The sequence below is a fragment of the Streptomyces sp. DSM 120436 genome (assembly GCF_055778765.1).
The window spans coordinates 1,299,088-1,313,133 of the sequence record NZ_JBSKBS010000002.1 but is presented as its reverse complement, the minus strand read 5'-3'; the positions used below and the strand labels follow the sequence as shown (position 1 = coordinate 1,313,133).

The window sequence follows — 14,046 nt, the reverse complement described above, 5'->3', positions numbered from 1 at the left end:
TGCTAGTCGACGTACCGGATGACCAGCCCCCGGAGGGTGCCCCCATGGCCGCGTCCGCGAAGCCGCCCGCGTTCGACCCCGCCGACCCGCTCGGCCTCGACGACCTGCTGGAGCCGGAGGACCTGGCGATCCGGGACACGGTGCGCGGATGGGCGGCGGACCGCGTGCTGCCGTACGTGGCGGACTGGTACGAGAAGGGCGAGCTGCCGGGCATCCGGGAGCTCGCCCGGGAACTCGGCGGTATCGGCGCGCTCGGCATGTCCCTCGACGGCTACGGGTGCGCGGGCGCGAGCGCCGTCCAGTACGGGCTGGCCTGTCTGGAGCTGGAGGCGGCCGACTCCGGCATCCGCTCCCTGGTCTCCGTGCAGGGCTCCCTCGCCATGTACGCCATCCACCGCTTCGGCAGCGAGGAGCAGAAGCGGCACTGGCTGCCGCGGATGGCGTCCGGCGAGGTCATCGGCTGCTTCGGGCTGACCGAGCCCGACCACGGCTCCGACCCGGGGTCGATGCGCACCTACGCCAAGAAGGACGGCGCCGACTGGGTGCTGAACGGCCGGAAGATGTGGATCACCAACGGGTCCGTGGCCGGGGTCGCCGTGGTGTGGGCGCAGACCGACGAGGGCATCCGCGGCTTCGCCGTGCCCGCCGGCACCCCGGGTTTCTCGGCGCCGGAGATCACGCACAAGTGGTCCCTGCGCGCCTCCGTCACCAGCGAACTCGTCATGGACGACGTACGGCTGCCCGCCGACGCGGTGCTGCCGGGGGTGACCGGGCTCAAGGGGCCGCTGAGCTGTCTGTCGCACGCCCGGTACGGCATCGTGTGGGGCGCGATGGGCGCGGCGCGCAGCTGCTTCGAGGCGGCGGTCGACTACGCGAAGTCACGGGAGCAGTTCGGGCGGCCCATCGGCGGCTTCCAGCTCACCCAGGCCAAACTCGCCGACATGGCGGTGGAACTGCACAAGGGGATTCTGCTCGCCCATCACCTGGGGCGGCGGATGGACGCCGGCCGCCTGCGCCCCGAGCAGGTCAGCTTCGGCAAGCTCAACAACGTGCGCGAGGCGATCGAGATCTGCCGTACGGCCCGGACCGTTCTCGGGGCCAACGGGATCTCACTGGAGTACCCGGTGATGCGGCACGCGACGAACCTGGAGTCGGTGCTCACCTACGAGGGCACCGTGGAGATGCACCAGCTTCGTGCTGGGCAAGGCGTTCACCGGAATCGACGCGTTCCGGTAGGCCGGCCCGTGGGGGGCGGGGCCGGCTGAGCGGCCCCGCCTCAGCTCTGGTTGAAGAAACCGTCGGTGCGGTGCGCGGCCGGCTCGCCGCTGACCACCTCGGTGTCGGCGGGGCTGAGCAGGAACACCCGGTGGGAGACCCGCTCGATGGTGCCGCGCAGGCCGAAGATCAGACCCGCCGCGAAGTCGACGACGCGCTTGGCGTCGCCGGCGTCCATGGCCGTGAGGTTGATGATGACCGGCACGCCCTCGCGGAACAGCTCACCGATGGCGCGGGCGTCCCGGAAGCTGTCCGGGGTGACCGTGCCGATCCGGCGGCCCCGCTCCTCGGCGGCGTCCGCGGCCACCTTGACCCGCGGGTCGGTGACCCAGGCGTCCCCGGGCTCGTTCCCGTCGGAGTAGTCGTCGTCGTAGTAACGCTCGTCTTCGTTGTCGTCGACGAGGCCAAGCCAGGCACTCGCCTTGCGTACCGATCCCATGGACGCCTCCTCTCACAGCGGTCTTTCGTGCTTTCCGCATCCCTATGGTCGTCCATGATGCGGAGGGTGCGCCAAGTGGATAGACGCCGCGCGGGGGGTTTGTGACGGTACTGGTGCACAGCGGATCCGTCGAGAGTCCTGGTTTCCCAAGGGCCTTGACGCAAACGGATGCTGACTGTGAGTGAAATATGATTCTACGCGGCGTACGGGTGATGAAGGGCGCATCCGGGTGAACGCCGCGACCGGTACGATGCCGCAGCTGAACGTCGTACGCATGCACGGGGGAACGTCGTGTTCGGGATCGTCAGGCCCTGCCGTCACCGGCTGGGCGAGAAGCTCACCGCCCAGTGGACCGCCCATCTCTGCGGGCTGTGCCTGGCCCTGCGCGGGGACCACGGGCAGCTCGCGCGGATCGTCACCAACTACGACGGACTGCTGATATCCGTCCTGACGGAGGCTCAGTCGGGCCCTGGCGGCAGCGCGGGCCGCCGTACCGCCGGCCCCTGTCCGCTGCGCGGCATGCGCACCGCGTCCGTCGCCCACGGCGAGGGCGCGCGGCTGGCCGCCGCCGTCTCCCTCGTGCTCGCCTCCGCCAAGGTGCGCGACCATGTCGCCGACGGGGACGGACTGCTGGCCCGCCGTCCCGTCGCGCTCGCCGCGCGCCGGGTCGCGGCGAGCTGGGACCGCGCGGGCGCCCGGACCGGCTCCGACGTCGGGTTCGACACCGCGGTCCTGGTCGACGCGGTGGACCGGCAGACCGGCATCGAGTCGCTGGCCGGACCCGGCACCCCGATCCTCGCCGTGACCGAACCGACCGAGACGGCGACCGCGGCGGCCTTCGCGCACACCGCGGTGCTCGCCGGGCGGCCGCACAACGCCGGACCGCTCGCGGAGGCCGGGCGTCTCTTCGGGCGGCTCGCGCATCTGCTGGACGCCGTGGAGGACCGGGAGGCCGACGCCGCCTCCGGCGCCTGGAACCCGCTCACCGCCACGGGCACCTCGCTCACGGAGGCCCGCCGGCTCGCCGACGACGCGGTGCACGGCATCCGGCTGGCGCTGCGTGAGGTCGAGTTCACGGACGGCGGTCTCGCCCACCGGCTTCTCGTGCATGAACTCCCCGATTCCGTCCGACGCGCTTTCGGTACGCCCTCCTGTGCCCACGGTTCGCATCCGTACGCCCCTCCGAACGCTCCCGGTGCGCCGGGCGCGCCGACGCCGCCCGAACCGCCGCGCCGGGAACGGCGGGGACTGCTGGCGGGGTGCGCCGTGTGGCTGGGACTCGCCTGCACCTGCCAGCTCTGCTGCGGGACCTACGAGGATCCGTGGACGCGGGAGCGCAAGGAAGGATGCGCCGGAAACTGCGACGGTAATTGCTGCGAGTGCTGTGAATGCTGCAACTGCTGCGGGGAGGACTGCTGCTGCAGCGGGTGCGACTGCGGCTGCAACTGCTGAGCGGGGACCGGGCGTGCGGGTGCGCACGGTCCGGCCGATAAGCGGAATCCAGCCATCCCGATCACTGTTCGACCGGTCGTCACCTGGGTGTGACGACCGGTGATGCGGTGCCAGGAGGGGAGCAAGTCGACTACTCGTCCCTAATCCGTAGGCCAAAAGGCACCCTTGCGCCGAACGGTCGGTCGGCCGAATACTCGCCACAGCGATTGTCAGGGGCACGTCGGGTCGGAATCCGGCCCGCCGGCCTCTGGCTGCGCCTCACCGGGCCCACAACCCCACGAGGGCCCCCAACTTCCTTTGTGGAGGAACGAAACGTGAGGATCAAGCGCACCACCCCCCGCAGCGGCATCTCGAGACGGACTCGGCTGATCGCCGTCTCCACCGGCCTCGTGGCCGCCGCCGCGATCGCGGTCCCCAGCGCGAACGCGGCCGACGCCCCCACCACCTTCAGCTCCTCCGAGCTCAAGAGCGCGAGCAGCTCGGTCATGAAGGCCGACGTCCCGGGCACCGCCTGGGCCGTCGACAGCAAGACCAACCGGGTCGTCGTGACCGTCGACAGCACCGTCTCCCAGGCCGAGATCAACGAGATCAAGCAGCAGGCCGGGGAGAACGCCGAGGCGATCACCGTCAAGCGCACCCCGGGCAAGTTCACCAAGCTCATCCAGGGCGGCGACGCCATCTACTCGGGCACCGGCCGCTGCTCCCTCGGCTTCAACGTCCGCTCCAGCAGCGGCGCCGAGTACTTCCTGACGGCCGGCCACTGCACCCAGGGCTCAACCACGTGGTACGGCAACTCCAGCCGGACCCAGGTCCTCGGCTCGACCGCCGGCACCAGCTTCCCGGGCAACGACTACGGCATCGTCCGGTACACCGGTTCCGTCAGCCGGCCCGGCACCGCGAACGGCGTGGACATCACCCGCGCGGCCACCCCGAGCGTGGGCACCACGGTCATCCGCGACGGCTCCACCACGGGCACGCGCAGCGGCCGGGTGACCGCGCTCAACGCGACCGTGAACTACGGCGGCGGTGACATCGTCTCCGGCCTCATCCAGACCACGGTCTGCGCCGAGCCCGGCGACTCCGGCGGCTCGCTCTACGGCAGCAACGGCGTCGCGTACGGTCTGACCTCCGGCGGCAGCGGCAACTGCCGGACCGGTGGCACGACCTTCTTCCAGCCGGTGACCGAGGCCCTGAGCGCCTACGGGGTCAGCCTCTACTAGGACGCCCCCGGCGCCCGGCCGGTCCCGTACGGCTCCCCGAGGAGCCGGCGGCCCCACGAGCCCCCGCACGCGACCCGCGTGCGGGGGCTCGTCCCTGTTCCGGGACCGGCCGAGCGCCCGTCGCGCGCCGGACGGATCCCGGCCGCGGGGGGTCGGTTTTCAGCCACCTGTCGAGCGGTCAGTACGCGCCAAGGGCGATCCCCGCGTGACGTTTGCAGTGTGAACCGTCCCGGGTCTCCCTGAACTGTCAGGACATAGAGGGCGCGCGGTCGTTGTCGTGTGCGCGTCCTGAAGTCGGCCTTGTGTGCTCCCTGGGGCGTTCGGAAGAGTGGGCGGCGATCACCCGGCGCGGGCGTGGCTTCTGCTGTGCTCCACCCCCGTGGCCGTACGCCTTCCGGTCCGGCGAGGTCCCCACAACCCCTCCGGGCCGTCCCCCCACAGGAGGACGTGAGTTGAAGCACCGACGCATACCCGGGCGCCGTGCCGTCATGGCGGGTGCGGGCGTCGCCGCACTGGCCGCGGGCGCGGTCACCTTCCAGACTGCGAACGCCAGTGAGGTTCCGGCCGACGCCGCACCCCGCACCCTCTCGGTCCAGGCGGCCGGAAACCTCGCCTCGACGCTGCTCCAGAACCTGGGCGCCGACGCGGCGGGGACGTACTACGACGCGAAGACCAAGAGCCTCGTGGTGAACGTGCTCGACGAGGCCGCGGCCGAGACCGCCGAGTCGGCCGGCGCGAAGGCCAGAGTCGTGGCGAACTCGCTCGCCGACCTGAAGAACGCGCGCACCACGCTCCGGCAGGACGCCACCATCCCGGGCACGTCCTGGGTGACCGACCCGGTCTCCAACAAGGTCGTCGTCACGGCGGACCGCACGGTCTCCGAGACCGAGTGGGCCAAGCTGACCGAGGTCGCCGAGAGGCTCGGCGACACCGTGGAACTCCAGCGCACCAAGGGGGAGTTCAAGCCCCTCATCGCGGGCGGCGACGCCATCACCGGCAACGGCGGGCGCTGCTCGCTGGGCTTCAACGTGACCAAGGACGGCGAACCGCACTTCCTCACCGCGGGCCACTGCACCGAGTCCGTCCCGACCTGGTCGGACTCCTCGGGGAACGTCATCGGGGAGACCGCCGTGTCCAGCTTCCCGGGCGACGACTACGGCCTGGTCACGTACACGGCCGACGTGGCGCACCCGAGCGGGGTGAACCTGTACGACGGCTCCTCGCAGCCGATCTCCGGCGCCGCCGAGGCCACCGTCGGCATGCAGGTGACCCGCAGCGGCTCCACCACCCAGGTCCACTCCGGCACGGTCACCGGCCTGGACGCCACCGTGAACTACGGCAACGGCGACATCGTCGACGGTCTGATCGAGACCGACGTGTGCGCCGAGCCCGGCGACAGCGGCGGTTCGCTCTTCTCGGGCGACAAGGCGGTCGGCCTGACCTCCGGCGGCAGCGGCGACTGCGCCTCGGGCGGCACGACCTTCTTCCAGCCCGTGACCGAGGCCCTGTCGGCCACCGGTACGCAGATCGGCTGAGCCCGCTCCGGCGGCACGGCGTCCCGTTCCTCCCGCACGGAGGGGCGGGACGTCCGCGCATCAAGGCGCCGTGGGTCCTAGATCCCGGCCGGACGCCCCGGTTCCGGCTCCGGGCGCCGCAGCGCCGACATCAGCACGGTGACGGCGGTCCCCGCCACCGCCCAGGCGGACAGGACCAGCAGCGGGACGGTCACGTCGTTGCCCCGGAAGTACACGATCGAGCGGGCCGCCCAGGTGCCCGCGCCCGGCGGCAGCACCGGCCCGAGCGCCGCCCAGAACGGCGGCAGCAGCGGCGTCGGCAGGGCGCCGCCCGAGCTGGGGTTGCCCAGGATCACCACGAGCAGGATCGCCACGCCGATCCCGATGACCCCGAGAGCGGCCTGCAGCGCGAGCGTGGCGGCGCCCACGGCGAAGATGATCAGCGCGCCCAGTCCCCACAGCCCCGCGAAGCCGTCCGGCAGCGCGTCCAGGGCCGGCCCGGCGATGAGCGCGCCGCCGAGCCCGCCGAGGACCGCGACCGCGGCCATGGCGCCGAGCCGGATCAGCGCCCGGTGCGGGGTGGACGCCCGCGCGCCCGCGCTGATCGCCAGGATCGACGCGCACAGGTAGCCGCCCACGCACCAGCCGACCACCACGTAGAACGACGACAGCCCGTTGGCGTCCTGGGCGGAGGCCGGGGCGACGTCCTCGGTCCGCAGGGTGCGCCGCTCGTCCCGCTCCACCTCGGCGAGGAGCCGCTCCAGGGCGGTGGCCAGCGCGGTGCCGCCGCCGGTGGCGACCAGCAGGGTGTCGGCGGCCCCCTCGGGGTCGACCACCAGCGCCCCGGCGATGTCCCGGTCCTCGATCTGCCGGCGGGCGCTCTCCTCGTCGGCCACCGCCCGCGGGTCGAGCGGCGAGCCGGGCAGCTCCTTCAGCCGGGCCACCGTCCGCTCGGCCGCCGGCGGGGGCGCGGCGACCCCGAAGGGCGCGTCCCGCAGCTTCGGGTGGTGCAGGGCGCCCACGTACGAGGTGATGAACAGGAGCATCAGCGCGATCACGCCGAGCACGAGCAGGGTGGCCCGCGGGGTGACGGCGTCGCGCACCTCACCGAGGAACGAGCGCGGGCGGGTCCCGGGGCCGGTGCTCTGTGCCATGTCCCCACGGTCCGGGGGAGCGGGTGTTCGCGCAGGCGGGGCAGGGCTGAACGGATGACGCACGCTTATTCGGAAACCGGCCCGAGTGTGTGAGGGTGCCGCGCACGGAGGGTCCCGGCCCGGCCGAGCAGGCCTCCCGCGGGCTCGCCTTCGACCCGGTGGACGAGAAGGCGCGGGGATCGGGGGGCGGACCGCGTGCGGGCCGAGTGCGGCCCGCACGGTGATGCCGGGGGCGCCGGCCGCCTGAGAGGGCGGGCTCAGTTGGCCCACGGCGGCACGATGCGCGTGCCGTCGGCCAGCGTCGCCTCCAGGCCGTGGGAGGTGGTCACCCAGGAGACGGCGGTCTCGGCGGTCGGGTTCTCGACGGCGAGGGTCGCGCCGGCGTTGACGATCACGGTGTCGCCGGCGGTGACCCGGTGCGCGGCGCCATTGAGGGTGATCAGCAGTTCGCCCGTGAGCAGATGGAGGATTTCCTCGCGGCTGACGGTGTGCGCGGGCGCACGAGTGCCGGCGGGAATCTCGCCCCGCCAGGCACACAGCTCCTTGCTGCCGGTGGCGGTGGCGGCGTACGAGACGAAGCGGGCGCCGTGCATCTCGTGGACGACGGCTTCGGACGGGCGGACGACGGACATGTGGAGCCTCCGGTGAATGGTCAAGGTGCTTGACCACATGGTCAAGCACCTTGACCAATTCGTCAAGGTGCTTGAATGTTCCCGTGCAGAACTCCGAGGCCATGACGCTGTCCGCTGCCCTGCTCGCCGTCGCCGGAGAGCTCACCCGGCGCATCCATGACGGTGTGGCCGCGCGCGGGTTCGAGGATCTGCGGCCCGCGCACGGCTTCGCCTTCGCCCGGCTCGCCCCGGACGGCGCGACAGTCACCGATCTCGCGGTCCACCTCGGGGTGACCAAGCAGGCCGCGAGTCAGCTCGTCGACGAGCTGGTGCGCAAGGGGTACGTCGAGCGCCGTTCTCACCCCGCGGACGCGCGGGCGCGGCTGGTGGTGATGACCGATGCGGGATGGGCCTGCACCCGGGCGGCCGAGGAGGCGGCGGCGGAGGCCGTGCGGACCTGGAGCGAGGTGCTGGGGGAGGAGCAACTGCGCACGCTGCGGGCGCAGTTGCTGCGCATCGCGCCCGACGGGGCGATGCGTCCCGCTTGGTGACGCCTTATCAGGCGGTCGCAGTCGATCGTGCGGTGACGGGCGAAGTTTTTACCCGCCCGTGACCTCCTGCTTTTTCTACTCGCCCGTAACTTGATGAGTGAACAGCATCCCGTGATCCGGATCACAGGGCGTAGGACCCCACCCTTCCCCCTTGAGCCGCAAGGAGATCACACGATGCTGCCCTGGAAGCGGGTGATCAGGCCGCTGGCCGCGTTCCTGCTGGCCGCGGCCGCCGTCACCGCCCCCGCCGCGTCGAGCGCGCAGGCCGCCTCCGCACCCAGCTCCGGCTGGAACGACTTCGCCTGCAAGCCCTCCGCCGCCCACCCCCGCCCCGTCGTCCTGGTCCACGGCACCTTCGGCAACTCCGTCGACAACTGGCTGGGCCTCGCGCCCTACTTGAAGCACCGCGGCTACTGCGTCTTCTCCCTGGACTACGGCCGGCTCCCCGGCGTCCCCTTCTTCCACGGCCTCGGCCCCGTCGAGAAGTCCGCCGAACAGCTCGACGCCTACGTCGACCGGGTGCTCGCCGCGACCGGCGCCGCGAAGGCCGACATCGTCGGCCACTCCCAGGGCGGCATGATGCCCCGCTACTACCTCAAGTTCCTCGGCGGCGCCGACGAGGTGAACGCCCTGGTCGGCATCGCCCCCAGCAACCACGGCACCACCCTGAACGGCCTCACCGCGCTCCTGCCGTACTTCCCCGGCGCCGAGGACCTGCTGAGCGAGGCCACCCCCGCCCTCGCCGACCAGGTCGCCGGCTCCGCCTTCCTCACCAAGCTCAACGCGGGCGGCGACACCGTGCCCGGCGTCCGCTACACCGTCATCGCCACCAGGTACGACCAGGTCGTCACCCCGTACCGCAGCGCCTTCCTGACCGGGCCGAACGTCCGCAACGTGGTCCTCCAGGACCTCTGCGCGGTCGACCTGTCCGAGCACCTGGCGATCGGACTGGTCGACCGGATCGCCTTCCACGAGGTGGCGAACGCCCTCGACCCGGCCCGCGCCAGGCCGACCACCTGCGCCTCCGTGGTCGGCTGACACGTGTCGCCTCGAAGCCTTCAGAGCCTTTCGAGGCTTCGAGCTTCGAGCTTCGAGGAGAACAGTGGCGGGTCCCTGTCCGGCCTGAGCCGCCGGACAGGGACCCGCCGCCGGTTCAGCGGCCGTGGCGTCCGGTCGCCGTGCGCCGCCGCGCGGAGACGAACAGCGCGGCCGAGCCGAGCGCCAGCGCCGCGGCGCCGCCGACCATCAGGTACGGCGTGCTGTCGTCACCGCCGGTCTCCGCCAGGTTCCGACCGCCGCCGGCCGCTTTCGGCCGGTTGCCCGTGCCGTCGTCCGCCGTGACCGGGTCGGCCGTGGTGGCGGGGTCGTCGTCGCCGTGCCCGTGGTTCTCGACCGTCGACTTCTCGGCACCGGCCTCGATCTGCTCCTCGGACGGGGCGGAGGCCGCCGGCGCCGGGGCGGGCGCCTCCTTCGGCGTGTCGCCCGAGGCGGCCTCACCGCCGTCCGTCTTCCCGCCGCCTTCCGCCGTGTCGCCGCCGGCCGCGCCCCCGTCCGCCTGGGCGCCGCCGAAGGTGACGTCCGAGCAGGAGTAGAAGGCCTCCGGGCTGTCCGACCGCTGCCAGACGGCGTACAGCAGCTGCTGGCCGGAGCGCTCCGGGAGGGTGCCGGAGAAGGTGTAGAAGCCGCCCGAAGCGGCCGGGTCGGTGGAGGTCGCCACCGGGTTGGCCAGGTCCAGGTCGTCCCAGGCCAGCGGCTTGCCCGGGTCGTAGCCGGGCTTGGTGATGTACACCGTGAAGGTGCCCTTGTGCGGGGCCGTCACCCGGTACTTGAAGGTGTGCTCGCCGCTGGACACGCCGGTCGCCGGCCAGTCGGCGCGGGCCAGGTCGAGGCCCTTGAACGCCTCGTTCCCCGCGCTGCACAGCTTGCCGTCCGGGATCAGCTCCTGGTGGCGCCCGCCCGCGTCACCGATGCGGATGCCGTTCCAGTCGTACAGCGCCTGGGTGCCGCCGGCCGCGACGGCGGCCTTGCACGCCTCCGACGTGGGGTTCTCCGGGCCCTCGGCGAAGCACTGGAAGACCCGGCTGACCGGGTCGCCCATCGAACCGTGGGCGGCGGCCGGCGCGGCGGACAGCCCGGTCAGGGCGAGCGGGGCGAGACCGACGGCGGCGACAGCGGCCTTGCGGCGTGCGGACATGGGGCAGCAACTCCTCGACGAACAGCGGATCTCGTGGGGGCGATCCCGGGGGATCCCGTGGGGGTGGCTCAGAAACTAGCCCCGCGAAACCCGGAAATCGCCCGGTGAGGGCGGTGCGGAGAGATCCTTATGGTCGCTTTAAGGAAGCGCTCAGGCTGGGATCAGGTAGGTGCCGTGCGCGCAGGACGAACGCGCGGATCAGGCCGGCCGCCGCCGCCGACGTACCGGCCGTGAAGGCGGTGATCGACGCGGCCTTCCGGCCCTGCATCGCCCGGACCGGGGTGGTGCCGGTGCCCATGGAGGCGGACCACGCGGCGAACGTGGCGGCGGGCCGCGTCTTCGTCGCGGAAATGCCGGACGAGGGCGGGGCCGTGCCCGTACGGGCGGCCGGACTGGTCGTCCTGGAGACCCGCCCCGACCACCTGTACCTGGACATCGTCACCGTCCGCCCCGACGCACAGGGCGCCGGGCTGGGACGGCTGCTGCCGCAGTTCGCGGAGACCCGGGCGCGGGAGCTGGAACGGCCCGAGATCCGGCTCTTCACGAACGCCCTGATGCGGGAGAACCGGAGGATCTACCGGCGGCTCGGCTACGAGGCCGTGGAGCGCCGGGTCACCGGGCCCTACGACCGGATCCACTACCGCAGGCGGCTGGACTGACCCCGGCCGGGCGCTCAGCCGTCGGGCCACCAGGTGCGGGCGATGTCCTCGCGGATCTCGGGGCGCTCCGCGGGACGCCGGCCGGCCTCTTCGCGGACGCGGCGGGTGTCCGTCTTCCTCGGGGGCTTCTGCACGGTGACTCGGCGCATGGCTGCCTCCTCGAAGTCCACCGGGTTGCCCGTTCGCACGGCGGTGAACCTTTCGGGGGAGAGTTCCTCATCCGCCCCGCCCTGTCTGTGGCCGCGGTCACGAATCGACTGTCAGTGGCAGGCTTCACCCTGAGCCCATGACCACACATCGCGGTGACGGGGCAGGCACGGACGGTGTCGACCGGGACGAGCGGGCGGCCACGTTCGACGAGGAGCCGGACCACGGGCTGCGCGACCCGCGAGTGCGCGCCGCCTGGGCCGCGCGGCTGCGGGCCTGGCTGCCCGGCCGACCGGGTGACGTCCTGGACCTCGGCTGCGGCACCGGCAGCCTCTCCCTCCTCGCCGCCGAGCAGGGCCACCGGGTCACCGGGGTGGACCGGTCCCCGGCCATGGTGGCGCTGGCCCGGCGGAAGCTCGCCGGGCGGCACGCGGTGTTCCTCACCGGCGACGCGGCGCGCCCGCCGGTCGACGGCGAGCGGTACGACGCCGTCCTGGTCCGGCACGTGCTGTGGACGCTGCCCGAGCCGGACCGGGCGCTGCGGCACTGGCGCGACCTGCTGCGGCCGGGCGGCCGGCTGGTGCTGGTCGAAGGGGTGTGGGGGACGGTGAGCCCGGTCGGCATACCGGCGGACCGGCTCACCTCCCTCCTCGCCCCGCTCACCGCGCGGGTGCGCGTGGAGCGGCTGTCCGGGGACCCGGCGTTGTGGGGGCGGGAGGTCGACGACGAGCGCTACGCGGTGGTGGCCTCCCGCGACTGACCCCACGGCCCCCGGGGCGTGTCTCAGTCGAGCAGCGCGCCCAGGCCGGCCCCGCGGGCCAGGGCGTCCAGCTCGTCGAGGGCGGCCACCGCGGCCGCCGCCGCGCCGGGGTCCCTGGCAGCCAGACCGCTCTCCGCGAACTCGTCCTCGTCCAGCCGCCGTACGTCCGTGCCGTCGGCGGAGACCCACAGGTCCAGGTCGAGGTCCTCGACGACCAGGCGGCCCCCGGACAGCTCGGCCGGGCGGGTGATGTCGCAGTAGTGGCCCTTGAGCGCGCCCCCGGAGGCGCGCACCTCCTTCACGGAGTACCAGCGGTCCCGCCAGTAGTGCTCCGTGAAGACGTCCCCGGGCTCGAAGCGGACGAAGCCGAAGTCGCGTGCGCCCTCGCCCGCCCACGGGGCGCGCACGCTGATCCGGGCGCCGTCGTCGGCGAGCAGCTCCGCCGGGTAGCGGATCTTCGTGCGGCCCGCCTTGACCAGGACCACCTCGACCGTCGCGGGTCCGTCAGCCGAGTTCGCGGACATACCGCACCTCCGTTCCGCACAGTTCGTAGCCGAACCACTCGTTGATCGCGATCATCGGGCCGTTCCCGGTGTCGTTGCCGGTGAAGGCCTCCGTGTACCCGGCCGCGCGGGCCCGGTGCAGCGAGTCGTTCTTCGCGAGCTTCGCCAGGCCCCGGCCGCGGTGGGCGCGTGCCGTGCCGGTCATGCCGGTCGCGTACCGGGTACCGCCGTCCGTGCGGGCCGCGGTGAACGCGGCGGGCCGGCCGTCGACCACGGCCACCGTGGTCAGCTCGGCGTCGAACAGCGGGTGCTGCCAGGTCTCCCTCAGCCACGCCTCGTAGTCGGTGAACTCCGTGTCCACGTCGCTCGGCTCGTCCGCCGTGGTCTCCGCGTCCAGCTCGAACAGCGGGCGCGGGTCGTCGGCGTACGCGGAGCCCGGGCGCAGCTCCACCCCGGGCGGCGGGTCCTGCGGCGGGGGCAGTTCGCGGTGCGCCAGGTCCAGGCGGAGGAAGTGCGCGGAGCGGCTCGCCCGGTAGCCGCGCAGCTCGGCGAAGGCGCGGTTGCCGGGCTCGTCCAGCACCCAGGCGAGCAGCCGGGTCGCGCCGTGCGCGGCGAGGTGCTCCTCGGCGGCGCGCACCAGCAGCGTGCCCGCGCCCCGGCGTGTGTGCCGGGGGTGCACGTAGACGTTGAGGTTGCCCTGGCCGGGCACGGCGCTGTCGTGCACCAGATGCACCTGGGCCGTGCCGATCACCTCCCCGTCGTCGTCCACCGCGACGAGCGGGCGGTAGTGGGCGTCGGGGTGCAGCTGGGTGAGGTCGTGGGCCAGGGACTCCGGGGTGACCAGGATGAACGGCAGGGCGGCCTGCCGTACGCGGGCGAAGCCCTCCAGGTCGGCCGGGGCGTCGGGGCGCAGATCGCGGACGGTCACTGTCATGTGAGCGCACGCTACGAGGCGGTGAGGCGGGGGCGCCTCTTATTTTCCCGGGACGCCGCGCGGGTGCGCCGGGGTGCCGGCGGGCGGGGGTGTGGGGCGTCCGGGGGATGCGCGAGAATCGCGGCGTGAGTGTACGGATCCACATCCAGGACGGAACACCGCCGTACGAGCAGGTGCGGGCGCAGATCGCCGAGCAGGCGCGGTCGGGGGAACTGCCGGTGGGGCACCGGCTGCCGACGGTGCGGGGGCTGGCCGAGACGCTCGGGCTCGCGGCGAACACGGTCGCCAAGGCGTACCGGGCGCTCGAGGCGGACGGGGTGATCGAGACGCGGGGGCGGAACGGAACGGTGATCGCTGCCGCGGGGGCGGCGGCGGAGAGGGAGGCCGCGGCTGCGGCGCAGGCGTTCGCCGAGAGGGTCCGGCGACTGGGGCTGGGGGAGGAGGCGGCGACGGCCGCGGTCCGGGACGCGCTGCGGGCGGTCTACCGGGCGTAGGCGCCGCGGGGGTCGTGGGGCAGCGGCCACCGCGGGTGCGTGGGGCGGGTGCGCAGTCCCCCGCGTCCCCGGGGGTGGGGGACGTTCAAGGACGTCCGCGGGTTCGTCCGGGCTGAGCGCGCAGGTCCCCGCGCCCCTG

Annotated in this window: 15 protein-coding genes and 1 pseudogene; 9 read left to right on the top strand and 7 right to left on the bottom strand. The window is 73.2% G+C overall.

Features of this window, described 5'->3' with window-relative positions:
- Positions 1-44: 44 nt before the first annotated feature.
- Positions 45-1,236: pseudogene (locus ACWH4W_RS28025) on the top strand (acyl-CoA dehydrogenase family protein).
- A gap of 40 nt (positions 1,237-1,276) precedes the next feature.
- Here ACWH4W_RS28025 and ACWH4W_RS28020 read toward each other — a convergent pair.
- Entirely contained in the window at positions 1,277-1,714 is a 438-nt protein-coding gene (locus tag ACWH4W_RS28020) for a cell division protein SepF (protein ID WP_473078602.1), read from the bottom strand.
- 291 nt (positions 1,715-2,005) lie between these two features.
- Between ACWH4W_RS28020 and ACWH4W_RS28015 the strand changes: the two genes are divergently transcribed.
- The 3 genes from ACWH4W_RS28015 to ACWH4W_RS28005 all read left to right on the top strand — a co-directional run bounded on the left by ACWH4W_RS28015 (position 2,006) and on the right by ACWH4W_RS28005 (position 5,921).
- Positions 2,006-3,166, top strand: coding sequence for a DUF5685 family protein (locus ACWH4W_RS28015; RefSeq protein WP_473078601.1), 1,161 nt, complete (start codon positions 2,006-2,008; stop codon positions 3,164-3,166).
- Positions 3,167-3,480: 314 nt separating this feature from the next.
- Positions 3,481-4,386 (top strand): S1 family peptidase, encoded by a 906-nt coding sequence (locus tag ACWH4W_RS28010; protein WP_473078600.1) that lies wholly within the window; start codon positions 3,481-3,483, stop codon positions 4,384-4,386.
- 452 nt (positions 4,387-4,838) lie between these two features.
- Entirely contained in the window at positions 4,839-5,921 is a 1,083-nt protein-coding gene (locus ACWH4W_RS28005; RefSeq protein WP_473078599.1) for a S1 family peptidase, read from the top strand.
- 77 nt (positions 5,922-5,998) lie between these two features.
- On the opposite strand, the gene ACWH4W_RS28000 is transcribed toward ACWH4W_RS28005, so the two are convergent.
- Positions 5,999-7,054, bottom strand: coding sequence for a DUF3533 domain-containing protein (locus ACWH4W_RS28000; protein WP_473078598.1), 1,056 nt, complete (start codon positions 7,052-7,054; stop codon positions 5,999-6,001).
- 257 nt (positions 7,055-7,311) lie between these two features.
- Complete coding sequence (locus ACWH4W_RS27995; RefSeq protein ID WP_473078597.1) at positions 7,312-7,686, bottom strand: cupin domain-containing protein; 375 nt, start codon at positions 7,684-7,686, stop codon at positions 7,312-7,314.
- 83 nt (positions 7,687-7,769) lie between these two features.
- Between ACWH4W_RS27995 and ACWH4W_RS27990 the strand changes: the two genes are divergently transcribed.
- The gene (locus tag ACWH4W_RS27990; RefSeq protein WP_473078596.1) at positions 7,770-8,216 is read left to right on the top strand and encodes a MarR family winged helix-turn-helix transcriptional regulator; all 447 of its coding nucleotides are present in this window, start codon (positions 7,770-7,772) and stop codon (positions 8,214-8,216) included.
- Between the two features lie 174 nt (positions 8,217-8,390).
- The gene (locus ACWH4W_RS27985; RefSeq protein ID WP_473078595.1) at positions 8,391-9,254 is read left to right on the top strand and encodes an esterase/lipase family protein; all 864 of its coding nucleotides are present in this window, start codon (positions 8,391-8,393) and stop codon (positions 9,252-9,254) included.
- A gap of 115 nt (positions 9,255-9,369) precedes the next feature.
- Here the strand turns inward: ACWH4W_RS27985 and ACWH4W_RS27980 are convergent, their stop codons facing one another.
- Positions 9,370-10,410 carry a lytic polysaccharide monooxygenase auxiliary activity family 9 protein gene (locus tag ACWH4W_RS27980; RefSeq protein ID WP_473078594.1) on the bottom strand — a complete coding sequence of 347 codons (1,041 nt, stop codon included), beginning with the start codon at positions 10,408-10,410 and terminating at the stop codon, positions 9,370-9,372.
- Between the two features lie 230 nt (positions 10,411-10,640).
- Between ACWH4W_RS27980 and ACWH4W_RS27975 the strand changes: the two genes are divergently transcribed.
- Positions 10,641-11,069 carry a GNAT family N-acetyltransferase gene (locus ACWH4W_RS27975; protein WP_473078593.1) on the top strand — a complete coding sequence of 143 codons (429 nt, stop codon included), beginning with the start codon at positions 10,641-10,643 and terminating at the stop codon, positions 11,067-11,069.
- Positions 11,070-11,083: 14 nt separating this feature from the next.
- Here ACWH4W_RS27975 and ACWH4W_RS27970 read toward each other — a convergent pair whose 3' ends face one another.
- A complete protein-coding gene (locus ACWH4W_RS27970; protein WP_473079304.1) occupies positions 11,084-11,257 on the bottom strand; it encodes a hypothetical protein in 174 nt (57 codons plus the stop codon).
- Positions 11,258-11,355: 98 nt separating this feature from the next.
- Here ACWH4W_RS27970 and ACWH4W_RS27965 point away from each other — a divergent pair, with 98 nt between their 5' ends.
- Positions 11,356-11,976 carry a class I SAM-dependent methyltransferase gene (locus tag ACWH4W_RS27965; RefSeq protein ID WP_473078592.1) on the top strand — a complete coding sequence of 207 codons (621 nt, stop codon included), beginning with the start codon at positions 11,356-11,358 and terminating at the stop codon, positions 11,974-11,976.
- Positions 11,977-11,999: 23 nt separating this feature from the next.
- Here the strand turns inward: ACWH4W_RS27965 and ACWH4W_RS27960 are convergent, their stop codons facing one another.
- Positions 12,000-12,500 carry a ribonuclease FAU-1 family protein gene (locus ACWH4W_RS27960; protein ID WP_473078591.1) on the bottom strand — a complete coding sequence of 167 codons (501 nt, stop codon included), beginning with the start codon at positions 12,498-12,500 and terminating at the stop codon, positions 12,000-12,002.
- Positions 12,481-13,413, bottom strand: a complete 933-nt coding sequence (locus tag ACWH4W_RS27955) for a GNAT family N-acetyltransferase (RefSeq protein ID WP_473078590.1) — start codon at positions 13,411-13,413, stop codon at positions 12,481-12,483. Before ACWH4W_RS27955 ends, ACWH4W_RS27960 begins: the two co-directional genes overlap by 20 nt.
- Positions 13,414-13,538: 125 nt before the next feature.
- On the opposite strand from ACWH4W_RS27955, the gene ACWH4W_RS27950 reads away from it, so the two are divergent.
- On the top strand, positions 13,539-13,907 hold the full coding sequence (locus ACWH4W_RS27950; protein WP_473078589.1) for a GntR family transcriptional regulator: 369 nt from the start codon (positions 13,539-13,541) through the stop codon (positions 13,905-13,907).
- Positions 13,908-14,046: the final 139 nt, after the last annotated feature.